This window comes from Mycobacterium sp. GA-1285, assembly GCF_001499905.1.
In the GTDB taxonomy this organism is placed as follows: Bacteria; Actinomycetota; Actinomycetes; order Mycobacteriales; family Mycobacteriaceae; genus Mycobacterium.
In genome coordinates this window covers 101,956-127,784 of record NZ_LQIS01000054.1, presented here as the reverse complement: position 1 = coordinate 127,784, position 25,829 = coordinate 101,956, and the positions used below count along the sequence as shown (strand labels likewise).

Here is a 25,829-nt window from a genome sequence, read left to right as displayed (position 1 = left end):
GTTGTTGCCGCTACGCGGAATTCACCCATTCGTCGGAGCCGTCGGCGAAGAACTGGTGTTTCCACACTGGGAGTCGCTCCTTGACGACGTCGACCAGCCGCGCGCACGTCTGGAACGCGGCCGCACGGTGATCGGCCGCCACGGCCGCAACCAGCGCGGCGTCACCGATCTCGAGGGTCCCGATGCGGTGGCTGACCGCAATGGCACGAACGCCGTCGGCACCCGCGGCGATGTCAGCGGCCACCTCCGCGAGCGTCTGCGGCGCCGACGGATGCGCTGAGTACTCCAGCCGCACCACCGAACGTCCGCCGTCGTGATCGCGCACGACACCGGCGAAGCTCACGACCGCACCAGCGGAGGCGTCGGCGACCAGAGCCTCGTGTTCGGCCAGATCGATAGCCTCCTCGCAAAGCTCGGCACGCAGCACGACGGCCGTCATCGCGGGTGATCCTCTCCCGCAAGCTGATCGAGAGCATGCTCGAGAACCCGGTCGAGCACGGCCAAACCGTCTTTGACACCGCCGGTCGATCCGGGCAGGTTCACGATCAGCGTGCGGCCCCTGACCCCGCACACTCCGCGCGACAGCACCGACGTCGGCACCTTGTCCTCGCCGGCCCGGCGGATCGCGTCGGCCAGGCCGGGGATCTGATAGTCGAGCAACGCGGCGGTGGCCTCGGCGGTGCGGTCCGTCGGCGAGATGCCCGTGCCGCCGGAGGTGATCACCACGTCGACACCGTCGGCGACCGCGGCGCAGATCGCCTCGGCGACCGGGTCGCCGTCGGGCACGACGACGGGCGCCGGGGTGTCGATTCCGCGACCGGTGAGCCAGTCCACGACGATCGGTCCGCTGCGGTCCTCGTACACCCCGGCAGCGGCGCGTGTGGAGGCGACGACGACCCGACCCGAGCGCATCAGCGGGTCCACGTTCCGGTCTTGCCGCCCTCCTTGCGCAACACCCGCACGTCGTCGATGCGGGCGGCGGGGTCGACGGCCTTGATCATGTCGTAGAGCGTCAATGCGGCCACGCTCACTGCCGTCAGCGCCTCCATCTCGACGCCGGTGCGGTCGGTGCTGCGCACCGTGGCGGTGAGCTCCACGGTGTCCTCGCCGATCTCGAAGTCGACGTCGACACCCGTCAGCGCCAACTGATGGCACAGCGGGATGAGGTCGCTGGTGCGCTTGGCGGCCAGGATGCCCGCGACGCGGGCGGTGGCCAGCGCGTCGCCCTTGGGCAGCCCTCCCGAGGCGATCATCGCGACGACGTCGGCCGTCGTGCGGAGGGTTCCGGCCGCGACGGCGGTGCGCTGGGTGACGTCCTTCGCGGTGACGTCGACCATGTGCGCCGCGCCGGTCTCGTCGACGTGTGAGAGGCGGGGCCGCTCGGACACCTACTTGTTGACGACCGTCACCGCGTGCACATACGGCAGGTCATCCGCGGGCAGCGGGAATGCGATGTCGCCGAAGGGCGACAGCGCGCCGGTACGGTCGGCGGCCAGCTCGCTGATCGCATGGTCGTTGTCACCGTCGGTCGCCGGCCAGCCCGGATCGACGTACCGCTTCTTCCCTTTGTTGTCTGCCACGCCCACATTGTGGCAAATGCCTCGGGCGGTGGCGACACCGCCACACTCCTTTACGCTGGTCAGCAATGACCGAGAACGCACCAGGCCTCCCTCTCGGCGCCTGGTTGGCCGATCTCCCCGACGACCGGCTCATCCGGCTGCTGGAGTTGCGGCCCGACCTGACCCAACCGCCACCGGGGTCGATCGCTGCGCTGGCGGCCCGCGCCCAGGCTCGCCAGTCGGTCAAGGCCGCCACCGACGACCTCGACTTCCTGCGGCTCGCGGTGCTCGACGCGCTGCTGGTGCTGCACGCCGACACGACCGCCGTGCCGGTCACCAAACTTGTTGAGCTCATCGCCGACCGGGCGCCCGAGGCGGCCGTCGCCGAGGCCGTGGACGATCTGCGCGACCGTGCGCTGGTGTGGGGTGAGGCGACGGTCCGGGTGGTGGCCGAAGCCGTCACGGGCCTGCCGTGGTATCCCGGCCAGGCCACGGTCGAGGACACCACGGTAAGCCCGGATGACATCGCCGCCCGGCTGGAAGCACTCGACGAGGCGCAGTCCGAGCTGCTGCAGCGGTTGCTCGAGGGTTCGCCGGTGGGCCGCACCCGCGACGCCGCGCCCGGCACACCGTCGGATCGCCCGGTGCAGCGGTTGTTGGCCGCCGGTCTGCTGCGCCAGCTGGACGCGGAGACCGTGATCCTGCCGCGACTCGTCGGCCAGGTGTTGCGGGGTGAACTGCCGGGCCCGCTGCAGCTGACCGAACCCGACCCGGTGGTGTCGACGACGACAGGGGCCGACGCCGACGCGGTGGCCGCGGGCGCCGCGCTCGACCTTCTGCGCGAGGTCGAGGTGGTACTCGAAACACTGGGCGCCACACCGGTTCCCGAGTTACGCAGCGGCGGGCTCGGGGTGCGCGACGTCAAACGGTTGACCAAGGCGACCGGCATCGACGAACGTCGCCTGGGGTTGATCCTCGAAGTGAGCGCGGGCGCAGGTCTCATCTCGGCGGGCATGCCCGAACCGGAACCGGAAGCCGGGGACGGGCCTTATTGGGCGCCGACCGTTTCCGCCGACCGGTTCGTCGAATCCCCGAGGGCGGTCAAATGGCACCTGCTGGCAACAACGTGGCTGGAGCTGCCCGGGCGGCCGAGCCTGGTCGGCAGTCGCGGTCCCGACGGCAAACCCTTTGCCGCGCTGTCCGATTCGTTGTTCTCCACCGCCGCACCACTGGACCGACGACTTCTCCTCGAGGTGCTCGCAAACCTGCCGCCCGGCGCGGGTGTCGACGCAGGTGAGGCGTCGCGGGCGATGATCTGGCGCAGGCCGCGCTGGGCGGTTCGGTTGCAACCGGGTCCGGTCGGTGATCTGCTCACCGAGGCACATGCGCTGGGACTGGTGGGGCGCGGCGCACTCGCCAGCCCCGCTCGGGCGCTGCTCGCCGACGCTCCCGTGGACGACGTGGTCAAGGCGATGGACAAGGTGCTGCCCGCACCGATCGACCATTTCCTGTTGCAGGCCGACCTCACGGTGGTCGTCCCCGGCCCACTGCAGCGAGACCTGGCCGAACAATTGGCCGCGGTGGCCAGCGTGGAGTCCGCGGGCGCCGCGATGGTGTACCGGATCAGCGAGGCGTCGATCCGCCGGGCGCTCGACACCGGCCGTACCGCGGGCGAACTGCACGCCTTTTTCGAGCGTCACTCGAAAACTCCTGTGCCACAAGGTCTGAGGTATCTCATCGATGATGTGGCACGCAGGCACGGCCAGTTGCGCGTCGGCATGGCGGCGTCGTTCGTGCGGTGCGAGGACGCGGCGCTTCTCGCGCAGGCGGTGGGCGCACCGGCGACAGATTCGGTGGAGATGCGCCTGCTCGCACCCACGGTCGCGGTGTCCCAGGCGCCGATCTCCGACGTGCTCGCGGCGCTGCGCCGGGCCGGCTTCGCGCCGGCGGCCGAGGACTCGACCGGCACCATCGTCGACATCCGTGCGCGCGGCGCACGCGTGCCGGCACCGCCCGGCCGTCGTCGCGTCTACCGACTGGCGCCGGCCCCCACCGCCCAGACCCTCGGCGCGATCGTCGCGGTGCTGCGCAAGGTGGCGGCCATGCCGTCGGCGTACCAGCGACTCGATCCGGCCGTCGCCATCACTCAGTTGCAGGACGCAGCCATTGCGCAGGCGTCGGTCGTGATTGGCTACGTCGACCCCGCCGGGGTGGCGACACAACGCGTCGTCGCACCGATCAACGTGCGGGGTGGGCAGTTGACAGCATACGACCCGGCGTCGGGGCGGGTGCGTGATTTCGCGATACACCGGATCACCTCGGTACTCGCCACCGACGACGAATAGCGCTGGCTTCCTCGGGGCGAGCGACCGTGAAATGCACAGGTGACGCCGCGTGTCGGGGGGCAGACGCGGTCGCTGGCGGCAGTTTGGTCGGGCGGTTCTGGATAATGGACAAAATGACCGACGGCCCCCTGATCGTGCAGTCCGACAAGACAGTGCTGCTCGAGGTCGACCATGACCAGGCGGGCGCGGCGCGTGCCGCGATCGCCCCGTTCGCCGAACTCGAACGTGCGCCCGAGCACGTGCACACCTACCGGATCACTCCGCTGGCGCTGTGGAATGCCCGCGCCGCGGGGCATGACGCCGAACAGGTCGTCGACGCGCTGGTGTCGTTCTCCCGCTATGCGGTGCCCCAGCCGCTGCTGGTCGACATCGTCGACACCATGGCCCGCTACGGGCGCCTGCAACTGGTCAAGCATCCAGCTCACGGCCTGACCCTTGTCAGCCTGGACCGTGCGGTGCTCGAGGAGGTGCTGCGCAACAAGAAGATCGCGCCGATGCTGGGCGCGCGCATCGACGACGATACCGTCGCTGTGCACAACAGCGAGCGCGGCCGTGTCAAGCAGATGCTGCTCAAGATCGGTTGGCCCGCTGAGGATCTCGCGGGTTACGTCGACGGCGAGAAGCACCCGATCAGCCTGGCGGAAAACGGCTGGCACCTGCGCGACTACCAGCAGATGGCCACCGAGTCGTTCTGGGAGGGTGGATCCGGAGTCGTCGTGCTGCCCTGTGGTGCAGGTAAAACCCTCGTGGGTGCCGCCGCGATGGCGAAGGCCTCGGCGACCACGCTGATCCTGGTGACCAACACCGTCGCGGGACGGCAGTGGAAGCGGGAGCTGATCAACAGGACCTCGCTCACCGAGAACGAGATCGGCGAATACTCCGGCGAACGCAAGGAGATCCGTCCGGTCACCATCGCCACCTATCAGGTGATCACCCGTCGCACCAAGGGCGAGTACCGGCACCTCGAGCTGTTCGACAGCCGCGACTGGGGCCTGATCATCTACGACGAGGTACACCTGCTACCCGCACCGGTGTTCCGGATGACCGCCGATCTGCAGTCCCGTCGTCGACTCGGCTTGACCGCCACGCTGATTCGTGAGGATGGCCGCGAAGGTGATGTGTTCTCGTTGATCGGACCGAAGCGCTACGACGCGCCGTGGAAGGACATCGAGGCCCAGGGTTGGATCGCGCCGGCCGAATGCGTCGAGGTGCGGGTGACGATGACCGACAACGAGCGCATGTTGTATGCGACGGCCGAGCCCGACGAGCGGTACAAGCTGTGCTCGACGGCGCACACCAAGATCGCGGTCGTCAAGTCCATCCTCGACAAGCACAAGGGCGAACAGACGCTGGTGATCGGCGCCTACCTCGACCAGCTCGAGGAACTCGGCCGAGAACTCGACGCGCCGGTCATCCAGGGCTCGACGAAAACCGCGGAGCGCGAGGTGCTCTTCGATCAGTTCCGGCGCGGTGAGGTCTCAACGCTGGTGGTGTCGAAGGTTGCCAACTTCTCCATCGACCTGCCGGAAGCCAGTGTGGCCGTGCAGGTTTCGGGGACCTTCGGATCACGCCAGGAAGAGGCCCAACGCCTGGGCCGGCTGCTGCGACCCAAGGCCGACGGCGGCGGCGCGATCTTCTACTCCGTCGTCTCTCGCGACAGCCTCGACGCTGAATACGCCGCGCACCGTCAGCGGTTCCTCGCCGAGCAGGGGTACGGCTACGTCATCAAGGACGCCGACGACCTGTTGGGACCCGCGATCTAAACGTGCGGGCCCACCGGATTCGACACCGTCAACAAGATCGCCGAGTCCTCGAGAGCCTGCAGTCCGTGCCGGGATTTCGGCACCACGATGTGGTCGCCCTCGGAGCCCTCCCAGTTGGCCGTCTCCTGGGTCAGCCGAACTCGCCCCCTGAGCACCTGCAGCGTGGCTTCCCCGTTCGTCTCGTGCTCGGTCAGCTCGGAGCCACCGGTCAACGCGATCAGCGTCTGACGCAGCGAATGCTCGTGGCCACCGTAGACGGTGTGGGCGCTGCGGCCGCTCTTAGCGGCGCGAGCCGTTTCGAGTTGCTCACGTGTGAGCGCGGTCAGCGAGGTCTTGTTCATCGCAAGGCTTCCTGTCGAGGGCTGGTCGATTCGCAGTTCGCAAGAAACCAATCTTAGTGACGGCGCATCCACCGCAAGCGGCCGCATCGAGACCGTCGTCGATGAGCGTCTGAGGTGGTGAGGCGCTAGCCTGCTTACCCATGACCAGACGCCGTCGCGCCACGTCCGTCCAGGCGGTCAAGTTCGAACTCGTCGGCGTCGCCATCGGCTTGGGTGCGCTGACATCGGCCGCGTTCGCGAACGCGAACCCCGAGGTCCCGCCGCCGCCAGCTCCTGCGGCCCCGGGGGATCTTGGCGCTCCGCCGCCGGGCCAGCCCTTCGCCGCTCCCGCCGCCCCGGGGGACCCACCGCCGGCACCACCACCCGTCGGCGCGCCGCCCGTCCCCGAGATCCCGAACCCGCAGTACGGTCAGGGTTCGAGTCCGGGTCCGCTCGGCTTTCTCCGCGATGCCTGGCGTCAGGCCAAGGACCCGTACGGATTCGCCGCGCTGCCGCCCGGCCAGGCACCGGTCGGGGCGTCGCCGCCGCCCGGCGCGGGTCCCGCACCGCAGCTACCGCCGGGATACACCTCGCTGAACGCCCCGGAGTCCAACGGCCCGCCGGTCGCACCTCCGGCCAAGGGTGGCCCACCGCTGCCGCCCGGCTACTACCCACTGGATGGTCCGCCTCCACCCGGGTATTACGACACTCCCCCGCCTGACCCGGCGATTGCACCCGAAGGGCCGATTCCGCCAAGCCCGTGATCGGCGCCCCCACATGTATCGCCGATACCTCGCTGGTCGTCCTTAGCTCAGGGCGGGAACCACCTGCTGTTCGAACATTTCGATACCCGAGCGGTCGTAGGCGGCTTCCGGGAAGTAGATGATCGCGTACTCGCAGCCCAGCTCCCGCATCTTGGCCAGCTTCTCGACGACCTGTTCCGGTGTGCCGCTTGCCGATTCGGGCGCCGACACGGTGCTCAGCATCGCATCAACCGCCGCCTCGTCGGCCTTGGCGACCTGCTGGGCGCGCAGCCTCGCCACGCGATCCTTGACGTCGGACTCCGAATCACCGATCACCGCGTTGAAGTTGGCCGATCGCACGATCGCGTCGTAGTCCGTGCCGACCTCGCGACAGTGATCTGCCAGCACCTGGGACTTGTGGGTGAAACCTCGCGGCTCTGAGGTGAAGTTGGTGTACTGGGCGTATTTCGCCGCGATGCGCAGCGTCACCCTTTCCCCACCACCGGCGATCCACAGCGGAATACCGTTCTCCTGCAACGGTTTCGGCTCCACAATCGCTCCGGCGACCTGATAGTGCTTTCCGTCGAAACTCACTTTCCCGTCCCGCCAGGCGTCGCGCATGATCTGGACTCCCTCGTCGAGGCGCCCCAGCCGAACTCCAGCCGACGGAAATCCGTAACCGTAGGCCCGCCATTCGTGTTCGTACCAGCCGCCGCCGATGCCCATCTGGATGCGGCCACCGGAGATGATGTCCGCGGTGGCGGCGACCTTGGCCAGATAAACCGGGTTTCGGTAACTCATCGCCGTACACATCTGGCCGAGCTTGATGCGCGACGTCGCTGCGGCGTAGGCGGCCATCAACGTCCACGCCTCGTGGGTGGCCTCGGTTGTGGGCACCGGCACGGTGTGGAAGTGGTCGTAGACCCACAGTGAGTCCCAGGCGTCGCTGCCGTCGGCGTACGCGGCGAGGTCGCGCATCACCGCCCACTGCTCCGCGGGAGGAATGTCGATCAAGTCGAGTCGCCAGCCCTGCGGGATGAATAGTCCGAAGCGCATGGGATCCGACTCTAGGCCTAGGGAGGCCTTCGAGGGCAGCAGGCCGCCGAGCGCGTCGGTTCGTGGCGTGGCAGCAACGGACAGACGGGTCGCGACGACAGAAACCCCTTGAGGTGTTCCACAAACCTCGCTGACCGGCGCTTTCTGTTGTATGGTGTGGCTCACACGGAGCAGTAACTGTGACCTGAGACACAGAATGAGGAGGCGGTCGTGGGTCGTGACCCGAGCGACGGGTTCAAGACGCATCCCGTGCGTCCCGGTGGCGCCGTGCATGTTCGATGGTTCACTGTCCTGCTCCTGGCGGTCATCGCGATCGCCGCGATAGCGGGAATCGTCAGCACGGCGGCGATGGGCCACACCCCGGTTGCGATCGCCATCGGCATCGTCACGATGGCGTTCTTTTCCAGGATCGGGGCCTGAGGCTCGATCCCCGAATCTCTTGTCGGTCGCCGGCGTTAGCCTGGCGTCATGGCCCTGTCGAAAGACGAACGCGAACAATTTCTGGCCGAACCTCATGTTGCCGCACTGTCGGTCGGTGCTGGTGACAAACGTGGCCCACTGACCGTTCCCGTCTGGTACCACTACTCACCCGGTGGCGAGCCGTGGGTGCTCACCGGCGACGGCTCCCGCAAGCATCGACTCATCGAGAGTCAGGGCGAGTTCACGCTGATGGTTCAGCGCCTCGAGCCGACGGTCCGCTACGTCGCCGTCGACGGTCCGGTCAGCCGCATCGAGCCCGGCACCGACGATCGACTCGTCGAAGTCACCAAACGCTATCTGCCACCGGAGAAGGTCGACGCATATCTCGAGTACGCCCGCCGCGAGCACGGCCCCAGCGTGGTGATCTTCATGACGCCGCAGCACTGGCTGTCGTCCGATCTGGGTGCTCTCTAGCGCGGCTCGAACAGGGCGGCGACCGCGGGCAGGTTCACCTTCAGCGCGGGGTTGCGCGGTAGTTCGTCGACGACCGCGAACGCCACCGGCACGTTGTACACCGGCAGCGTGCGGCGAACCAGGTCGGCCAGCTCGTCATCGGAGGGCACCGGCAGCCCCGGCGACACCTCGATCGCCGCGACCGGCACCTGGCCGAGGCGGGCGTCGGCCACGCCGACCACGCATGCGTCGCGCACGGCCGGATGCGAGATCAGCACGCGCCGAATGGTTTCCGGCAGAATCTTAAATCCACCGCGATTGATCGCCCCGTCGGCCCTCCCGTGGAGGGTGACGAACCCGTCGCCGTCGATCGAGGCGATGTCGGTGGTGCGGATCCAGTCCGACCCGATCGGCGCGACCTTGGCCTCCAACAGGCCGGGCTCACCGGCGGCGAGCTCGGCCCCGCTGTCGGCGTCGACGATGCGCAGCTCGACGTCGGGCAGGGGCCTGCCGACGCTGTTCCGCTTCGCCGAGCCGAACTCCCGCTGCATATCCGGAGTCCATGCGCACAGCGACCCCGCGAATTCCGTTGCGCCGTAAGCCAGCACGATCGGAATACCGTACTTGGCCTCGAACTCGTCGCGGGTCTCGGGGTCCAGCGGGCCGGACGCGCTGACCAGGAACTCCAGCGACGCGAGATCCTCCTTGGCGACGTCGGCGTCGAGCAACATCCGGATGACGGCGGGCTGCACGCCCGAACGGGTGATGCGGTGCCGCTTCACCACATCCACATAATCCTCGACGCTGAACCGCTCAAGCATCGCGATCCGCCTGCCGTTGTACACGCCGGCGATCAGTTGGCAGACGCCGATTCCGCCGAACTGCCAGTAGGCGAGTTCGGGCGGGGCGTCGGCGGGTGCGGCCTCCCCGCTGGTGACGCTGAAGACCGTGCGCCGCAGCACCGCGGTCTTGATCGACTGCCGCTTGGGCGGTCCCGTCGTGCCGCTGGTCAAGATCTGCAGTGCCACACCGGATTCCGGCTGAGCATGGGTACGTTGCGGGTCCCGACGTTCCAGCCCGGGTACGGCGGCGACGGCCGGGTCGCGCAACGAGATCGCCACGCCGGCGCTGCCGGCCCGCCGAGCCGCCTCCACGACCGGCGCGGTCCAGTCCTCGGCTTCGGCGACGATCGCCGACAGCCCGAGCGTCTCGATGTCACGGCCGATGGACTCCGGCGACTGGAACGAATAGATCATCGACACCGTGCGCCCCGCGGCGAGGAATCCGATGATCGCCGCCGCGTGCGGCAACCGGTTCCTGACCACCAAACCGACCGGGGCGTCGTCGTCGACACCCGCGTCTCGCAATGCCACGGCGATGGCGTGGCCGTAGGCCGTCACCTCGTCGCCGCTGTACCACTGTCGCTCGAACTCGACACAGGGACCGCCGCCGTAACGGGCCAGCCCGGCCGCGAACTCGTCGGTGAAGCTTTCCGGCACGGCGCCAATCTAGCGGCGGCCGCTCACCGTTGTACGGAATCTTTGCCGAGATCCGTACACCAGTGAGCGCTCGTCCCCTCTAGCTGGTCAGCGACGCCGGCGGGTTGAACCGCTCGCCGTACTTGGCCGCGAGCTCCTTGGCACGGGCCACGAAGGCCTCCTTGCCGACGCCGCCGGGACCCTGGTAGCCGACGATGAACTGCGCCGAACCGCCGGTGTACGGCGGGAAGCCGATACCCATGATCGAGCCGATGTTCGCGTCGGCGGTCGACGTGAGCACACCCTCGTCGAGGCACTTCTGGGTCTCCAGCGCCTCGGCGAACAGCATGCGATCGATCATGTCCTGCAACGGGATCGACGTGCTGCCGGAGTTGAACGTCTCCTTCAGGCCCGGCCACAGGCCGACGCGCTTGCCGTCGGCGTACTCGTAGAACCCGGCACCCTTCAGGCGCGACGGACGGCCGATCTCGATCATCTTCTCGACGACCGCCTCTGCCGGATGCGGCTCGTACGTGCCGCCCGTGCTCTCGACGCCCTTGCGGGTGGCCACAGCGATCTTGTGCATCAGCTCGAGGTTGAGCTCGTCGGACAGCTGCAGCGGCGGTGCCGGGTAGCCCGCCTGCGAGCCGGCCTGCTCGATGCTCGCCGGCGCAATGCCCTCGCCGAGCATCGCCAGCGCCTCGTTGACGAAGGTGCCGATCACGCGGGAGGTGAAGAAGCCGCGGCTGTCGTTCACCACGATCGGGGTCTTGCCGATGGCCAGCGTGTAGTCGAACACCCGGGCCAGCGCCTCGTCGGAGGTCTTCTCGCCCTTGATGATCTCCACCAGCGGCATCTTGTCGACGGGTGAGAAGAAGTGGATGCCGATGAAGTCCTCCTGGCGCTTCACGCCGGTCGCCAGACCGGTGATCGGCAACGTCGAGGTATTCGATCCCAGCAGCGCGTTGGGTTCGACGATGTCCTCGATCTCCTGGAACACCTTGTGCTTGAGGTCCTGATCCTCGAACACCGCCTCGATCACGAAGTCCACACCCTTGAAATCGGCGGCATCGGCCGTCGGCGTGATGCGCGCCAGCAGCGCGTCGGACTTCTCCTGGGTGGTCTTGCCCCGCTCGAGCGCCTTGGCCTCGAGCTTCTCGGAGTAACCCTTGCCCTTCTGAGCCGCTTCGATGCTGATGTCCTTGAGCACGACGTCGAAACCGGCCTTGGCCGACACGTAGGCGATTCCGGCGCCCATCATGCCCGCACCCAGCACACCGATCTTGTTGATCTTGACCGGCTCGATACCGTCGGGCCGCGACGCGCCGCCGTTGATGGCCTGCAGGTCGAAGAAGAACGCCTGGATCATGTTCTTCGCGGTCTGCCCGGTGACCAACTGGGTGAAGTAGCGGCTCTCGATACGCGATGCGGTGTCGAAGTCGACCTGCGCACCCTCGACGGCCGCGTCGAGGATCGCCCGCGGCGCCGGCATCGGCGCACCCTTGAGTTGCTTGCGCAGCAGCGCCGGGAACGACGGCAGAATGCTCGCCAAGGCCGGCGACGTCGGCGTGCCGCCGGGCATCTTGTAACCCTTCACATCCCAGGGTTGGGTGTGGCTGTCTGGATTGGCCTTGATCCACGCCTTGGCGGCGGGCACCAACCCATCGACGCTGTCCACCACTTCGTCGACCAGGCCGATTTCCTTGGCCTTGCCAGGCTTGAAGCGAGTGCCCTGGCTCAGCACCTCCATGAACGCCCTCTGGATGCCGAACATCCGCACGCTGCGGGCGACGCCTCCGCCGCCCGGGAGCAAGCCCAACGTCACCTCGGGGAACCCGACGACGGCGCCCTTCACGTCGGCGATGATCCGGTGGTGGCACGCCAGCGCGATCTCCAGACCGCCGCCCAGCGCCGCGCCGTTGATGGCGGCCACGACCGGCTTGCCCAGCGTCTCGAGCTTGCGCAGGTCGGCCTTGATGGACTCGACCTCTTCGAAGGCCTCGGCCGCGTTCTCCGGTCCGACGTTCATCATGCCCTTGAGGTCACCACCGGCGAAGAATGTCTTCTTCGCGCTGGTGATGACGACACCGCTGATCGAATCCTTCTCCGCTACAAGGCGTTCGACGGCGTTGTGCATTGATTCCTTGTAATGCTCGTTCATCACGTTGGCCGAGCCGGTCGGGTCGTCCAGCGTCAGGGTGACGATGCCGTCGGCATCCTTGTCCCACTGAATCGTGTTCTCCGCCATTGCTCAAACCCTCTCGATGATGGTGGCCACGCCCATGCCGCCGCCGATGCACAGCGTGATCAGCGCGCGCCGCGCGTTGCGACGCTCGAGCTCGTCGACCATGGTTCCGGTGATCATGGCGCCGGTGGCGCCCAGCGGGTGGCCCATCGCGATGGCGCCACCGTTGACGTTGAGCTTCTCGTCGGGGATGTCGAGGTCCTTCTGGAACTTCAGCACCACCGAGGCGAACGCCTCGTTCAGCTCGAACAGGTCGATGTCGTCGACCGTCAGACCGGCGCGGTCGAGCACCTTGCGGGTGGCCGGTGTCGGACCGGTGAGCATGATGACCGGATCGGCGCCGCTGGTGGCGGTGGCTACGATGCGCGCACGTGGGGTCAGGCCCTGCGACGTCCCTGCTTTCTCACTGCCGACGAGCACCAGCGCGGCGCCGTCGACGATGCCCGAGCTGTTGCCGCCGGTGTGGACGTGGTTGATCTTCTCGACGAAGTGGTACTTCTGCAGCGCCACGTCGTCGAAACCGCCCATGGCACCGACGCCGTCGAACGCGGTCTTGAGCTGACCGAGGCCCTCGAGCGTGGTGTCGGGGCGCATGTGCTCGTCGTGGTCGAGGATCACCAGTCCGTTCTGGTCGCGCACCGGGACGACCGACTTGGCGAAGTAGCCGCCCGACCAGGCCGCGGCCGCCTTCTGCTGGCTGCGCAGCGCATAGCGGTCGACGTCCTCGCGGGAGAATCCTTCGATCGTCGCGATCAGGTCCGCGCCGATACCCTGCGGCACGAAACCAATGCGGTAGTTGGTCTCGGGGTCGCTGGCCCACGCGCCGCCGTCGGAGCCCATCGGGACGCGGCTCATCGACTCGACCCCGCCGGCGAGGACCAGGTCGTCCCAGCCCGACCGCACCTTCTGCGCGGCGGTGTTGACCGCCTCCAGACCCGAGGCGCAGAACCTATTGAGCTGGAACCCGCCGGTAGTCTCGGGCAGATTCGCCACCAGCGCCGCGGTGCGGGCTATGTCGCCGCCCTGGTCGCCGACCGGCGACACACACCCGAGGATGACGTCGCTGATCAGCGTCTCGTCGAGGTCGGGGTAGCGGCTGCGAATCTCCTCGATCAGCCCGACGACCAGGTTGACCGGCTTGACCTCGTTGAGTGCGCCGTTCTTGTTCTTGCCGCGAGGCGTGCGGATCGCCTCGTAGATGAAGGCTTCTTCAGACATGCGGCTGAGCCTAACAGCCTCGGCCAACCTGTTGGTTGGGCGCCAGGTGTGCGCCGTCGCCTCCGTTTGTGCATCTGACGACGGTTTGAGCTCGAAAGCGTCGCCACGCGCACAATCGAGAGCGTCAGGCGGACTCGAGCCCCAATAGGCTGCGTGACGTGACAGTCAGACGGCTTCAGCCGTACGCGGTGACGATCTTCGCGGAGATGTCGGCGGTGGCCGCCCGAGTCGGTGCCGTCAACCTGGGCCAGGGCTTCCCCGACGAGGACGGGCCGCCCGGGATGCTCGAGATCGCCCGGAACGCGATCGCCGAGGGCGTCAACCAGTACCCGCCCGGCCTGGGTATCGCGCCGTTGCGCGAAGCCATCGCCGCCCAGCGCGAACGTACCTACGGCACCACATACGACCCGGACGCCGAGGTGCTGGTGACCGTCGGCGCCACCGAAGGGATCGCGGCCGCGGTCCTCGGCCTGGTCGAACCCGGTTCGGAGGTGTTGCTGATCGAGCCGTTCTACGACTCCTACTCCCCTGTCATCGCGATGGCCGGATGCGAACGCCGGGCCGTACCGCTGATTCAGGCCGGCAGCGGCTTCCGGATCGACGTAGACGGCCTGCGCCGAGCAATCACACCGAAAACCAAGGCGCTGATCGTCAATTCGCCGCACAACCCGACCGGCATGGTGGCAGGTGACGACGAGTTGCGGGCGCTGGCGGCCCTCGCCGTCGAAGCCGACCTGTTGGTGATCACCGACGAGGTCTACGAGCACCTGGTCTTTGACGGGCGCCGGCACATCCCGCTTGCGTCCTACCCCGGCATGGCCGACCGCACGATCACGATCTCGAGCGCGGCCAAGATGTTCAACGTCACCGGCTGGAAGATCGGATGGACCTGTGGTCCAGCCGATCTCATCGCCGGTGTGCGTGCGGCCAAGCAGTACTTGTCCTACGTGGGTGGCGCACCGTTTCAGCCGGCAGTGGCGCACGCGCTGGACAACGAAGAGGCGTGGGTGGCGGCGCTGCGGGAATCGTTGCAACAGAAGCGAAACCGCTTGGGTGAGGCGCTGACGGGCCTCGGCTTCGAGGTGCACGACAGCTTCGGCACGTACTTCCTGTGCGCCGATCCGCGTCCGCTCGGATTCAGTGACAGCGCCGCGTTCTGCGCCGACCTACCGCACCGTGCGGGCGTGGCGGCGATTCCGATGTCGGCGTTCTGCGATCCCGGCGCCGAACACGCCGGTGCGTGGAATCACTTGGTGCGCTTCGCGTTCTGCAAGCGCGACGACACCCTCGATGAGGCGATTCGCCGGTTGGAGGTCCTGCGCGGGGATTAGCTGACCGCGGCCATCACCCGGCGCCGCAGATTCTCGGTGGCGACGTCGAGCACCATCTTCTTGGCACGGCGCAGCAGGAACTCCGGAATCGGCGCCGCGAGGTCGATGATGATGTCGAAACGGACGCGGGTGCGGTCCTCACCGATGGGGGTGAGGTTGTACTCCCCGTGCTGCCCGCGTTGCTGCATCGTCGCTTCGGCGTCCCAGACCACCCAGTCGTCGCCCCAGTGGTATTCGAGAACCTCTTTGTCGGTGACGCCCATGATCTTGAACGTCGCCTTGACGTGATGAGGGCGGCCGTCGGGATGGCGGTCGAGCACCTCGGCGTGTTTGTGCACGGGCGACCACGTCGGTACGGAATCGATATCGGCGAGTGTGTCCATGATCGCGTCCTTGGGTGCCTCGAAGACCACTTCCCTCGACGCCTGCACAGCCATGCGGCAAATCGTAGCTAAGTCGGCTGCCTTGTGCACAGGCTTTTCCAGCAAATTATCGTCACCAGTCGATATCACCGATCGGCGTCGTCGCCTGAGGCGGAGTTCCAACCGGAGCTGCCGGAGTTCGGGAGAACCGGGGCGCCGGTGCGGCCTGGTCGACGCCGTTGGCCTGCACCAACGTTGACCGTTCACGCAAGTGGTCGTTGTGCGCCGCCTCGGTCCATGTCAATACCGGCGTGACGCACGCGTCGGTGGCCGCGAAGACCTCGGTCCACTCGTCGCGGGTCTTGCGCGCAAACCGCTCCTCGAACAATCTGTGCATTTCCGGAAACGCCGCCCTGTCCATCTGCGATGGCAGCTCGTCGGCGCTCAACCCCAGACCGGTCAGCAGTTGTACGTAGAACTGCGGTTCGATCGCACCGACAGCCATGTACTTGCCGTCGGCGGTCTCGTAGGTGCGGTAGAAGGGGGCGCTGCCGTCGAGAAGGAACGACTCTCGCTCGTCGCGCAGCCTGCCGGTCGACTTCACGGTCCACATGTCCTGAGCGAGCACTTCAACACCGTCGACCATCGCCGCGTCGATCACCTGGCCGAGACCCGAGTGGGCGCGTTCGTACAACGCCGCCACGATGCCCAGCAGCGCGAGCATCGATCCGCCCCCGAAGTCGGCGACCAGGTTCAGCGGTACGACCGGTGGCCGGTCGCGGTAGCCGATCGCTGACAGAACGCCGGTCTGCGACAGGTAGTTGATGTCGTGGCCTGCGGTGTGTGCCAACGGGCCGTGCTGGCCCCAACCGGTGACCCGGGCGAAGATCAGCCGCCGATTCACCGCCGCGCAATCGTCGGGACCGATGCCGAGCCGTTCGCACGTGCCGGGCCGGAACGCGTCGATGAGCACGTCGGCTTTGGCGACGAGGTCCAGCAGTGCAGCGGGGTCCTTCTTCAGGTCGAGGTCGACGACGCGCTTGCCGCGGTGCAGCAGGTCGACGTTCTCCGGCGGCATCTGCAGGCCACCGGGCCGACGCACGCGCACCACGTCGGCGCCGAGGTCGGCAAGCACCATTCCGGCGTGGGGTCCGGGGCCGATCCCGCCGAGCTCGATGACCTTCACCCCGGCGAGAGGTCCCGCAGTCGTCATGGCAGGTCAGGCTACTCGCGTCGACGACGGCCACGGAGCCACTGACGTTTACGACAATTCCGCCTTGTTCGGTCGACCCAGGCCATACGCTTGCCGAATCGGGCTGTCCAAGAATGCGCTGCCCGGATCGGCGGTTATCCAGTGACGTCGGCAGCTGTAACGTGCCGGTCGTGTGGGGCGGTCCCACACGACGGTTCTCGCTTCTGTGCAGCATGCGGCGCCCCGACAACTACATCGACCGATACGGCCGAGTACAAGCAGGTGACGGTGCTGTTCGCCGATGTGGTGCGCTCCATGCACATTGCGGCCGCGGTGGACTTGGAACGATTCCGACAGATCATGACAGACCTGGTGGAGCGGTCAGCAGCGGTGGTGCACGGCTACGGCGGCATCGTCGAGTCCACCGGCGACGGGGTGATGGGCATCTTCGGCGCTCCAGTCGCCCTGGAGGACCACGCGTCTCGCGCATGTCTTGCCGCACTGGCCATCCAAGAAGAGGCCCAGCGACTAGCGGACGATGTGCGAGTCCGCGACGGCGTGGACTTACGCGTGCGCGTGGGCCTGGATTCCGGACAGGTCATCGCTGGCGACATCGGTTCGGGTGGACTGGGTTACGCGGCAACCGGCGAGCACGTCGGGATGGCCCAACGCATGGAATCGGTGGCCCCGCCCGGCGGGGTGATGCTCTCTGAGTCCACCGTGCGCCTCGTCGAGCACACCGTGGTGCTGGCCGATCCGCAGTGGGTGCACATCAAAGGGTATGAGGAACCCGTGCGGGCATGTCGGTTGCTGGCCTCCGGTTCGCGTCACGGCGTGCTAACACGTCCCGAGGCCCGCATGGTCGGACGGGGCTGGGAGATGGCCGCGCTCGGCGCAATGGTGGACCTCGCCATCGAGGGGCGGGGCGGTGTCGTCGCTGTGGTAGGCCCGCCTGGCATCGGCAAGAGCCGAGTGGCCAGAGAGGTTGCGGTGTCCGCCGCCGAACGTGGTCTCGAAGTGCTGTGGACGTACTGCGAGTCGCACGCCAGCGATGTGTCTTTTCATGTGGTGGCGCGCCTACTTCGTGCAGGGACAGGGATCACTGACGTCGACGGCGAAACCGCCCGGAACCAAGTGCGGACGCAGTTCCCCGGTGCCGACCCGCAGGATTTGTTGCTGCTCGATGACCTGCTCGGCATCGCCGACCCGGATGCGCCGCTTCCTCAGATCGACCCGGACGCGCGACGACGCCGGTTGACCGCGCTGATCAACACCGCATCGCTGGAACGCACCGAACCGACACTGATGGTCATCGAGGACGTGCACTGGATCGACGAGGTGAGCGAGTCGATGATCGCCGATCTCCTCGCAGTCATTCCCCGCACGCCCTCGGTCGTGCTGGTCACCGCCCGCCCAGAGTACGCGGGCGCGCTGATGCATGTGCACGGCGCGCAAACCATAGCGCTTGCCTCACTTGACGATTCGGACACCGCAACCTTGCTGAAAGAGCTGCTGGGCTCAGATCCGTCGGTCGCTGACTTGGCTCCGATTATCGCCGAGCGCGCGGACGGCAACCCGTTCTTCGCCGAGGAGATGGTTCGCGAATTGGCGCAGCGCGGCATGCTCACCGGTGAGCTCGGCGGCTACACGTGTCGTGAAGACGTCACCGAGCTTCGCGTGCCCGCCACCGTGCAGGTCGCCATCGAAGCACGCATCGACCGACTGAGCACGGCGGCCAAGCGCACCGTGTACGCGGCATCGGTGATCGGCGCCCGCTTCGATGCGAGGTTGTTGGCCGACCTGGGCATCGATGCGGCGCTGGACGAACTGCTGAGCGTCGAACTGATCGACCAGGTGCGCTTCACCCCCACCCCCGAGTACGCCTTCCGCCACCCGCTCATCCATGCGGTGGCCTACGAATCACAGCTGAGAACCGATCGTGCGAAGTGGCACCGGCTCCTGGCCGCCACCATTCAGGAACGTCAGCCTGAATCGGTGGACGAGAACGCCGCGCTGGTCGCGGAACACCTTGAGGCAGCGGGCGAGCTACGCGCGGCGTACGCCTGGCACATGCGCGCCGGCACGTGGGCGACCAACCGCGATCTCGCCGCCGCCGGGGTCAGCTGGGAGCGCGCACGCCGCATCGCCGACGCTCTGCCTGACGACGACCCCGAGCGACTATCACTGCGCATCGCCCCACGGACCATGCTGTGCGCCACCGCCTGGCGGGGCCTGGCAATCCCTGAAGTCGGGGGCCGCTTCGCGGAGCTGCGGGAGTTGTGCCGCGCTGCCGACGACAGAGTCTCGCTGGCGATCGCCGCGATCGGACCAGCAGCCGAGCTCCTCTACGCCGGGCGTTCACGTGAGGCCTCGCGCCTGGCATCCGAACAGATGGCGCTGCTCGAGTCGATCGGCGATCCCAACCCGCTCGTGGGGTTGGCTTTCGGGGCATTCTGCATCTGGTTCGATGCCGGTGAATTCCACGAGATCTTGCGGTGGTCGCAGACCGCCATCGATCTAGCCGACGGTGACCCCGTCAAGGGCGCCGCCTTCGGAATCGGGTCACCGTTGGCAGTCGCGTTGGCATTTCGCGGCGCTGCCCGTTGGTGGCTGGGCCGTCCCGGGTGGCGTCAAGACCAGCGCGACGCCGTCGTGATGGGCCGACGCACCGATCCGACGACCCTCGCCGGAATCGCCGCCTGGACGTACGGATCCGCGATTCTGTACGGCGTGTCACGGGCCGATGACTCCGCATTGTGCGCAATTGAAAAGGATGTGAAGACCGCCGAGGCAACCAGCAACGATACGGCGCTGAGCCTGGCCGAGTACGCGCTGGGTATCGCGCTGCTCAATCGGGACGCCGCGGTCGACCGCCGTCGCGGGCTGGAGGTGATGATGCAGGCACGCGACATATGGCTGCGCGAGCGTGCGCACTTCATGCTTCCGGTCGCCGATTTGTTCGCCGCCCGTGAGCAGGCCGGCCGAGGCGAGCGCGATGTTGCCATACCGGTGATACGCCAAGCACTGAATGGGATGCATGAGGCAGGACGGTTGGGGTACGGCGTTTGGGGTTCCGGCGTCTTGGTGGAAGCGCTGTTGGAGCGTGGCACCGAGGAGGACCTGGTCGAAGCACAGGCTGCGATCGACCGGCTGGCGGATCTTCCGGGAACAGCAGACTCGGCAGCGTTAGAGATCACACTGTTGCGGCTTCGCGCGCTGCTCGCTCGTACCCGCGGTGACGACGCCGAGTATCGAGAGCTGGTTAGCGGCTACCGGGCGAAGGCGGAATCGCTTGGCTTCGAGGGCCATATCGCAATGGCCGCGGCGATGTGATTACCGATGACGGCGGACGTCGCATGCAGATCGTGCGGGAACGGGCTTCGGCGCAGCGCCAAGTTCTGCGACGAGTGCGGGACTCCGACTGTCCCAGTGGCCGACGCGGCCGAGTACAAGCAAGTGACGGTCTTGTTCGCCGATGTGGTGCGGTCGATGCGCATCGCAGCCACGCTCGATTTGGAACGGTTGCGCGAGATCATGACCGACCTGGTCGAGCGCGCCGCCGCCGCGGTGCAGCGTTACGGCGGTGGAGTCGTCGAGTACACCGGCGACGGGGTGATGGCGATCTTCGGAGCACCAATCGCTCTGGAGGATCACGCGTTTCGCGCATGCCTGGCCGCATTGGCCATCCAAGAACAGGCCAGACGACTGGCGGAAGAAGTGTGGCACCGCGACGGCGTCGAGCTGCGCGTGCGGGTAGGGCTGAACTCGGGTCAGGTCATCGCCGGCGACGCAGGGTCGCGAAGCTTGGGCTACACCGCCACCGGCGAACACGTCGGCATGGCACAACGGATGGAATCCGTAGCGCCGCCCGGTGGGGTGATGCTCTCGGAGTCGACCGCGCGACTGGTCGAGCACATCGTGATGTTGGGCGAACCGGAGTGGGTGCGTATCAAAGGTGCTGACGAACCCGTGCGCGCACGGCTGCTGCTGGCGATCCACCCACGGGAAGGAGCGGTCGCACGCGCCGAGGCCAGACTCGTCGGGCGGGATTGGGAACTTGCCGCTCTCGCCGCCCTCATGGAACGGGCAATCACCGGCCGCGGGGTTGTGGCGTCTGTTGTTGGTCCGCCGGGCATCGGCAAGAGCCGGCTGGCCCGGGAGATGGCGGCGCTGGCCGCCGCCCGCAGGCTCGAAGTGCTGTGGGCCTTCTGCGAGTCACACACCAGCGACGTGCCCTTCCATGTGGCGGCCCGCCTATTGCGCGCAGAGATGGGAGTCACCGACCTCACAGGTGATGCTGCGAGAAGCCAGGTGCGGACGCAATTTCCGGGCGCCGACCCGCAAGATCTGTTACTGCTCGATGACCTGCTCGGCATCGCCGACCCGGACGTGCAACCGCCCCAGATCGATCCGGACGCGCGTCGGCGCCGACTGACCGCACTGATCAACACCGCGTCACTGACGCGGACCGAACCGACGCTGCTCGTCCTCGAGGACGTGCACTGGATCGACGACGTCAGCGAATCGCTGATCGCCGATCTCCTCGCGGTCATCCCGCGCACACCCTCGGTCGTGCTGATCACCGCACGCCCCGAGTACGACGGTGCGCTGATGCATGTGCACGGCGCGCAGACTGTAGCGCTTGGCTCATTGAAAGATTCGGATAGCGCGGCCCTGATCAACGAGCTGCTGGGCTCGGATTCCTCGGTCGTCGACCTGGTCCCGATCATCGCCGAGCGCGCGGAGGGCAACCCGTTCTTCGCCGAGGAGATGGTCCGCGAATTGGCGCAGAGGGGCGCGCTGAGCGGCGAGCTCGGCGACTACTCCTGTCACACGGATATTGCCGAGGTCGCGGTGCCTGCCACGGTGCAGGCGGCTATCGAAGCGCGCATCGACCGGCTGACGGTCGGAGCGAAGGAAACCCTCCATGCGGCGTCGGTGATCGGCGTCCGCTTCGACGCCGACCTGCTCGCCGCGTTGGACATCAATGCGGTGCTCGACGAACTCCTCAAGGTCGACCTGATCGATCAGGTGCGGTTCACCCCGAGCGCCGAGTACGCCTTCCGCCATCCGCTGATTCACGCGGTGGCCTACGAATCACAGCTGAAAACCAATCGGGCGCAGTGGCACCGGCGCCTGGCAATGATCTTCGAATCCTGCAACCCGGAAGCAACCGAGCAGAACGCGGCCCTGATCGCCGAACACCTGGAAGCCGCCGGCGAGGTCCATGCCGCGTACGCCTGGCACATGCGCGCTGCCGCATGGTCAGCCAACCGCGACATCCACGCCGCCCGAGTCAGCTGGGAGCGGGCCCGCCACATCGCCGATCGTTTACCCGACGAAGAACCCGAGAAACTGTCGAAACGCATCGCCCCCACCACAATGCTGTGTGCCACCGATTGGCAAGCGCGAGCGGTGGATGAGAGCCGCGGCCGATTCGCGGAGCTGCGGGAGATGTGCGACGCGGCCGGAGACAAAGTGTCGCTCGCCATCGCCATGACCGGACTGGAAAGTGAACTGCTGTACGCCGGGCGCCCCGGCGAAGGGTCGCGACTGGCGTCTGAGCAGATGGCGCTGCTTGAGTCGATCGGCGATCCCTCATTGACCATCGGGTTGTCATTCGTAGCGTTCGTCAACTGGTTCAACGTCGGCAAGTTCGGCGAGATCTTGCGGTGGTCGGAAACCGTCATCGACCTGGCTGCGGGGGACCCCGCCCAGGGCGCCGGCTTCGGCATGGGATCTCCGCTGGCGATCGCTGTGGCGTTTCGCGGCCTCAGCCGGTGGTGGCTGGGCCATCCCGGATGGCGGCAGGACTTGGACGACGCCCTCGCGATGGGCCGAAACAGCGACCCGGCAACTTTCGGCTTCGTGGTCGCCTGGACCTACGCTGTGGCGATACCCTACGGCGTCCTCCTGGCCGATGAGTCCGCGAGGCGAGCCGTCGAGGAAACGATGCAGATCGCCGAGGCATCCGGCAATGATCGCGCACTGGTCGGAGCCGAGTTCAATCTAGGCGTCGCGCTGCTGTATCAGGACGCCGCGACCGACCGTCATCGCGGATTGGCAATGCTGACGCACGCCCGCGATGTGTGGCTGCCCCGTCGCGTGCCCTCGCTGGTCCCGGTCGCCGAGGTATTGGTTGCCCGTGAAAGGGCCAGGCGTGGCGACCGCGATGCCGCCATACCGATGATCCGGCAAGCCGCCGACGAGCTGCGCCACGCAGGACGACACGGGTGGGGCGTCCTCGGGACCAGCTTCCTAGTGGAGGCGCTGCTCGAGCGTGGCGCCGAAGGCGATTTGGCAGAAGCCCAACAAGCGATAAGCCGATTGGCTGACCGGCAGGCCGAGGACGATTCGGCGATGCTTGCCATCACCCTGTTGCGGCTGCGGGCTCTGCTGTCGCGTGCCCACGGCAATGAAGCTGTGTACCGGGATTTGGTGAATCGCTATCGGAGGCTTGCGGAATCGCTTGGCTTCGAAGGACACCTCGCCTGGGCCGACGAGATGGATGCCGCGGAATCGTCGGCAATGAAGCGGTGACGGATCCGTTTCCGGGCTAAGTAGTACCACTTCGGCCAGGGGCACAGTCCAGTAGCGCACTACTGCGACCGTTTCATCCCACACGAGCGACGCTGCCCTTGACGATAGCTTCATCGAACCAGGGGGCCGCATGACCGACCTCGCCATGGCCGACCCGATCGGAACGGCGGCGCCGGACCGGATGAAACCACCGCCGGTCCGCTCACCAAAACTCCTGCAGGGGCTTGAATTCGCTGTGTTCCGGCGCAAGGCAATGCGCAAGTGGATCAGACAACACGGACGCCTGTTCGAATTGAACGTCCCATTCTTTGGTCGGTCCGTCGTCGTGTCAGACCCGGCTCTGGTGCGGTCGGTGTGCACTGCGAGTGCCGATCGACTGGTCAACGTGCAGCCGAATCTGAGTAGTTTGTTTGGACCCGGGTCGATATTCGCACTTGACGGCAGTCGGCATCGGGAACGGCGTCGGCTTCTCGCACCGGCTTTCCACGGTAAGAGCCTCAAGAGCTACGAGCAGATCATCGAGAACGAAACACTGCGTGAGATCGCGACGTGGCCTGAGGGCAAGGAAATCCGGACCCTCGAACCGATGAACAGGATCACCTTGAATGTGATCTTGCGGACCCTCTTCGGCACTGATGGGGCGGGACTCGAGGAACTTCGTGACATCGTTCCGCCCTTCATGAAACTAGGACAACGGGTGGCATTCGTGCCGGCACCGCGATTTCTTACCGGACGCCACACTCCGTGGGGCAAGCTCGATGAGTTGCACAAAGCATTCGACCGGATCGTGTTCACGCTGATCGAGGAAGCCGAGGCCGATCCGGGTCTCGGCGAGCGGGCGGACGCCCTGGCGTTGTTGCTGCGCAGCATGCGCGACGACGGAACCGCGATGCCGCGGCAGGATATCTGCGACGAACTGTTGACCTTCATCGGCGCGGGCCACGAAACGACCGCGTCAGCGCTGAGTTGGACATTCGAGCGGCTGCGGCGCCATCCGATCGTGCTGGCTGATCTTGTGAAAGAAGTCGACGAGGGGGGCAGCGCTTTTCGTCGGGCCACGATTCTCGAATTGTTGCGAGTCCGCACTGTGCTCGATGTGATCGGTCGCCGGGTTAGTGCGTCGAACTTCGATCTCGGTGAGTGGCGGATTCCTCTTGGTCGCACGGTGCTCGTGCGCATTGCCGACCTGCACATGAATCCGGACGTCTTTTCGGACGCCGAGCGTTTCGACCCGTATCGCTTCGGTGGCGCCAGGCCGGCGGCACCCGAATGGTTGGCATTTGGTGGTGGCGCACGCAGGTGCATCGGCGCGGATTTCGCGATCACCGAAATGGACATCGTGCTGCGGACGGTGCTGCAACACTTCCAGATACAGACCGATGCCTCCGCCGATGAGAAATCGTATTTCCGTGGAGTCGCGCATGTTCCCAGGCGCGGCGGCCGCGTGGTTGTGAACCGTCGGAACGTAGACCGGTGTCGACCCAGTTGATCAGACCAACGCACGTACAGCGGTTGGAGATCCGCTGCAATGTCGGCGACGCCATTGTGGCGAACCTGGCTATCCATATCGTCTTCTTCTTTGAGCGGGCTCTCGACACCACTGCGCTCACCCGTGCACTTGCGCAAGCGCTCACGAGCTATCCGCTCTTTGCAGGGCGGATCGCCCTGATCGACGGTCGGATGGGAATTCGATGTTCGGGCCAGGGTGTGCCCGTCACCTCGGTGTCATCTGACCGCACGCTGCGTCAGGCGATCGGTTCGGTGTCAGAAGACAACGGACGGTGGCTCATCGATCCGGTGAACGGCGTTACGGCTCGCTGGGGGTGGGGTCCGGTTTGCAAGGTGCGTGTCACCCACCTTGCGGACGATGCGACTGCGATCGGTCTCTCGTGGCATCACGCCATCGGCGACATGCAGACGCTGATGCACTTCATGAATGCATGGGCCGCCACCGCCGCCGACAAACCCCTCGCTGAGCCGTTGATCGTCGAAGACCGCGCTGCCTACCTCGACGAGCATCTGCCTGCCGATGGCGCTCGGGAGCCCGGGGTGCGTTGTCTCGGGGTGGCAGAAATAGCGCGTAGTGCGCGGTACCTGGCCAGGGAGGCGCGAAAGCAGCGGACTGTGGGCTTCTACTTCGGCGAAGACGAGATCGTACGCATGCGCGACGGATATGGGGAATGCATGCGGCTGTCAGCGAACGACGTTGTGTGCGCACATGTCTCGGCAGCTCTCATGATGGCGGATCCCGCCGTGGATCGCCGCACTCTGGCGGTCGTCGTGAATGCACGGCATCGTTGCGGCCTCGATCCCATGCTCCTCGGTAATATCGTCACGACGCTGAACGTGGACTTACGACGTGAAGAGGCCGCACGTTCAATTGCCGAGCGCATCCGCCACAGCGTGGACCAGTTCGCCGATGAACACTGCGATATGCGCATCAACCAACAGTTCCTGGATGCCGCCAACGCGTGGCAGGCCGCTCGTTGTGTCACCAATGCCTTCAATCCGGCCCGGTGGAACCCACTCATCACGAACCTGAGCAACTTCGGCGTTTATCGCATCCAGTTCGAAGACACCTTCACGTCCTATTGCACGCTGTTGATGGAACTACCCGTTGCGGGACTCGGCGCCATCATGGAAGGGATCGACGGCCGCGGACTGGTCTTTCAAATGAGCTTGCCGCCCAGAGAGTTCCAGGTGATGTCAAGCCCCTTGATTCGGGCATACATGCACCGCTTCCGGCGGATCTGCGACGACATTCCACGATTGCACCGCGAAGTCCACGGCTAGCGTCTGGCGCG

At 66.6% G+C, this 25,829-nt stretch carries 21 protein-coding genes; 10 read left to right on the top strand and 11 right to left on the bottom strand.

Going from position 1 to position 25,829, the window contains the following annotated elements:
• Positions 1-10: 10 nt before the first annotated feature.
• Genes AU193_RS21440 through AU193_RS21425 form a run of 4 tightly spaced genes read right to left on the bottom strand, consistent with a single transcriptional unit; the run spans position 11 to position 1,580 of the window.
• The gene (locus AU193_RS21440) at positions 11-439 is read right to left on the bottom strand and encodes a molybdenum cofactor biosynthesis protein MoaE (protein WP_064424386.1); all 429 of its coding nucleotides are present in this window, start codon (positions 437-439) and stop codon (positions 11-13) included.
• Positions 436-912: a molybdenum cofactor biosynthesis protein B gene (locus AU193_RS21435; RefSeq protein ID WP_172798388.1), complete on the bottom strand. Its 477-nt coding sequence runs from the start codon at positions 910-912 to the stop codon at positions 436-438. Before AU193_RS21435 ends, AU193_RS21440 begins: the two co-directional genes overlap by 4 nt.
• Entirely contained in the window at positions 912-1,388 is a 477-nt protein-coding gene (moaC, locus tag AU193_RS21430; protein WP_082683096.1) for a cyclic pyranopterin monophosphate synthase MoaC, read from the bottom strand. Before moaC ends, AU193_RS21435 begins: the two co-directional genes overlap by 1 nt.
• Entirely contained in the window at positions 1,389-1,580 is a 192-nt protein-coding gene (locus AU193_RS21425) for a hypothetical protein (protein ID WP_156425320.1), read from the bottom strand.
• 65 nt (positions 1,581-1,645) lie between these two features.
• On the opposite strand from AU193_RS21425, the gene AU193_RS21420 reads away from it, so the two are divergent.
• Both AU193_RS21420 and AU193_RS21415 read left to right on the top strand, forming a co-directional pair.
• Positions 1,646-3,904 carry a helicase-associated domain-containing protein gene (locus tag AU193_RS21420; RefSeq protein ID WP_064424384.1) on the top strand — a complete coding sequence of 753 codons (2,259 nt, stop codon included), beginning with the start codon at positions 1,646-1,648 and terminating at the stop codon, positions 3,902-3,904.
• A gap of 113 nt (positions 3,905-4,017) precedes the next feature.
• Positions 4,018-5,667 carry a DNA repair helicase XPB gene (locus AU193_RS21415; protein ID WP_064424438.1) on the top strand — a complete coding sequence of 550 codons (1,650 nt, stop codon included), beginning with the start codon at positions 4,018-4,020 and terminating at the stop codon, positions 5,665-5,667.
• Here the strand turns inward: AU193_RS21415 and AU193_RS21410 are convergent.
• On the bottom strand, positions 5,664-6,008 hold the full coding sequence (locus tag AU193_RS21410) for a hypothetical protein (RefSeq protein WP_064424383.1): 345 nt from the start codon (positions 6,006-6,008) through the stop codon (positions 5,664-5,666). The two genes, AU193_RS21415 and AU193_RS21410, sit on opposite strands and share 4 nt — an antisense overlap.
• Positions 6,009-6,148: 140 nt before the next feature.
• Here AU193_RS21410 and AU193_RS21405 point away from each other — a divergent pair, with 140 nt between their 5' ends.
• On the top strand, positions 6,149-6,751 hold the full coding sequence (locus AU193_RS21405; RefSeq protein ID WP_064424382.1) for a hypothetical protein: 603 nt from the start codon (positions 6,149-6,151) through the stop codon (positions 6,749-6,751).
• A 42-nt stretch (positions 6,752-6,793) separates the two neighbouring features.
• Here AU193_RS21405 and AU193_RS21400 read toward each other — a convergent pair whose 3' ends face one another.
• Positions 6,794-7,786 (bottom strand): LLM class F420-dependent oxidoreductase, encoded by a 993-nt coding sequence (locus AU193_RS21400; protein ID WP_064424381.1) that lies wholly within the window; start codon positions 7,784-7,786, stop codon positions 6,794-6,796.
• Between the two features lie 210 nt (positions 7,787-7,996).
• Between AU193_RS21400 and AU193_RS21395 the strand changes: the two genes are divergently transcribed.
• The gene (locus AU193_RS21395; RefSeq protein WP_064424380.1) at positions 7,997-8,206 is read left to right on the top strand and encodes a hypothetical protein; all 210 of its coding nucleotides are present in this window, start codon (positions 7,997-7,999) and stop codon (positions 8,204-8,206) included.
• 48 nt (positions 8,207-8,254) lie between these two features.
• Entirely contained in the window at positions 8,255-8,680 is a 426-nt protein-coding gene (locus AU193_RS21390; RefSeq protein ID WP_064424379.1) for a pyridoxamine 5'-phosphate oxidase family protein, read from the top strand.
• Here the strand turns inward: AU193_RS21390 and AU193_RS21385 are convergent.
• From AU193_RS21385 to AU193_RS21375, 3 genes are all read right to left on the bottom strand, one after another.
• Entirely contained in the window at positions 8,677-10,158 is a 1,482-nt protein-coding gene (locus tag AU193_RS21385; RefSeq protein ID WP_082683095.1) for a class I adenylate-forming enzyme family protein, read from the bottom strand. The genes AU193_RS21390 and AU193_RS21385 overlap by 4 nt on opposite strands.
• Positions 10,159-10,237: 79 nt before the next feature.
• The gene (locus AU193_RS21380; protein ID WP_064424377.1) at positions 10,238-12,385 is read right to left on the bottom strand and encodes a 3-hydroxyacyl-CoA dehydrogenase NAD-binding domain-containing protein; all 2,148 of its coding nucleotides are present in this window, start codon (positions 12,383-12,385) and stop codon (positions 10,238-10,240) included.
• Positions 12,386-12,388: 3 nt separating this feature from the next.
• Positions 12,389-13,600 carry an acetyl-CoA C-acetyltransferase gene (locus tag AU193_RS21375; protein WP_064424376.1) on the bottom strand — a complete coding sequence of 404 codons (1,212 nt, stop codon included), beginning with the start codon at positions 13,598-13,600 and terminating at the stop codon, positions 12,389-12,391.
• A gap of 158 nt (positions 13,601-13,758) precedes the next feature.
• Here AU193_RS21375 and AU193_RS21370 point away from each other — a divergent pair, with 158 nt between their 5' ends.
• Positions 13,759-14,931 (top strand): pyridoxal phosphate-dependent aminotransferase, encoded by a 1,173-nt coding sequence (locus AU193_RS21370; RefSeq protein WP_064424375.1) that lies wholly within the window; start codon positions 13,759-13,761, stop codon positions 14,929-14,931.
• Here AU193_RS21370 and AU193_RS21365 read toward each other — a convergent pair.
• The gene (locus AU193_RS21365) at positions 14,928-15,368 is read right to left on the bottom strand and encodes an SRPBCC family protein (protein ID WP_064424374.1); all 441 of its coding nucleotides are present in this window, start codon (positions 15,366-15,368) and stop codon (positions 14,928-14,930) included. The genes AU193_RS21370 and AU193_RS21365 overlap by 4 nt on opposite strands.
• Before the next feature lie 58 nt (positions 15,369-15,426).
• Complete coding sequence (locus tag AU193_RS21360; RefSeq protein WP_064424373.1) at positions 15,427-16,506, bottom strand: CaiB/BaiF CoA-transferase family protein; 1,080 nt, start codon at positions 16,504-16,506, stop codon at positions 15,427-15,429.
• Positions 16,507-16,647: 141 nt separating this feature from the next.
• Here AU193_RS21360 and AU193_RS21355 point away from each other — a divergent pair, with 141 nt between their 5' ends.
• The 4 genes from AU193_RS21355 to AU193_RS21340 all read left to right on the top strand — a co-directional run bounded on the left by AU193_RS21355 (position 16,648) and on the right by AU193_RS21340 (position 25,818).
• Positions 16,648-19,818, top strand: a complete 3,171-nt coding sequence (locus tag AU193_RS21355) for an AAA family ATPase (protein WP_064424372.1) — start codon at positions 16,648-16,650, stop codon at positions 19,816-19,818.
• A gap of 6 nt (positions 19,819-19,824) precedes the next feature.
• Positions 19,825-23,025 carry an AAA family ATPase gene (locus tag AU193_RS21350; protein WP_064424371.1) on the top strand — a complete coding sequence of 1,067 codons (3,201 nt, stop codon included), beginning with the start codon at positions 19,825-19,827 and terminating at the stop codon, positions 23,023-23,025.
• Between the two features lie 130 nt (positions 23,026-23,155).
• Positions 23,156-24,514: a cytochrome P450 gene (locus tag AU193_RS21345; RefSeq protein WP_064424370.1), complete on the top strand. Its 1,359-nt coding sequence runs from the start codon at positions 23,156-23,158 to the stop codon at positions 24,512-24,514.
• On the top strand, positions 24,499-25,818 hold the full coding sequence (locus tag AU193_RS21340; protein ID WP_172798382.1) for an acyltransferase: 1,320 nt from the start codon (positions 24,499-24,501) through the stop codon (positions 25,816-25,818). The genes AU193_RS21345 and AU193_RS21340 overlap by 16 nt, the downstream gene beginning before the upstream one ends.
• Positions 25,819-25,829 lie beyond the last annotated feature (11 nt).

Excerpts from the sequence above, each read along its gene's own strand:
- AU193_RS21440 (WP_064424386.1), bottom strand. The coding sequence starts at position 439 with ATGACGGCCGTCGTGCTGCGTGCCGAGCTTTGCGAGGAGGCTATCGAT.
- AU193_RS21435 (WP_172798388.1), bottom strand. The coding sequence starts at position 912 with ATGCGCTCGGGTCGGGTCGTCGTCGCCTCCACACGCGCCGCTGCCGGG.
- AU193_RS21420 (WP_064424384.1), top strand. The coding sequence starts at position 1,646 with ATGACCGAGAACGCACCAGGCCTCCCTCTCGGCGCCTGGTTGGCCGAT.
- AU193_RS21415 (WP_064424438.1), top strand. The coding sequence starts at position 4,018 with ATGACCGACGGCCCCCTGATCGTGCAGTCCGACAAGACAGTGCTGCTC.
- AU193_RS21410 (WP_064424383.1), bottom strand. The coding sequence starts at position 6,008 with ATGAACAAGACCTCGCTGACCGCGCTCACACGTGAGCAACTCGAAACG.
- AU193_RS21405 (WP_064424382.1), top strand. The coding sequence starts at position 6,149 with ATGACCAGACGCCGTCGCGCCACGTCCGTCCAGGCGGTCAAGTTCGAA.
- AU193_RS21400 (WP_064424381.1), bottom strand. The coding sequence starts at position 7,786 with ATGCGCTTCGGACTATTCATCCCGCAGGGCTGGCGACTCGACTTGATC.
- AU193_RS21390 (WP_064424379.1), top strand. The coding sequence starts at position 8,255 with ATGGCCCTGTCGAAAGACGAACGCGAACAATTTCTGGCCGAACCTCAT.
- AU193_RS21380 (WP_064424377.1), bottom strand. The coding sequence starts at position 12,385 with ATGGCGGAGAACACGATTCAGTGGGACAAGGATGCCGACGGCATCGTC.
- AU193_RS21375 (WP_064424376.1), bottom strand. The coding sequence starts at position 13,600 with ATGTCTGAAGAAGCCTTCATCTACGAGGCGATCCGCACGCCTCGCGGC.
- AU193_RS21365 (WP_064424374.1), bottom strand. The coding sequence starts at position 15,368 with ATGGCTGTGCAGGCGTCGAGGGAAGTGGTCTTCGAGGCACCCAAGGAC.
- AU193_RS21360 (WP_064424373.1), bottom strand. The coding sequence starts at position 16,506 with ATGACGACTGCGGGACCTCTCGCCGGGGTGAAGGTCATCGAGCTCGGC.
- AU193_RS21350 (WP_064424371.1), top strand. The coding sequence starts at position 19,825 with ATGACGGCGGACGTCGCATGCAGATCGTGCGGGAACGGGCTTCGGCGC.
- AU193_RS21345 (WP_064424370.1), top strand. The coding sequence starts at position 23,156 with ATGACCGACCTCGCCATGGCCGACCCGATCGGAACGGCGGCGCCGGAC.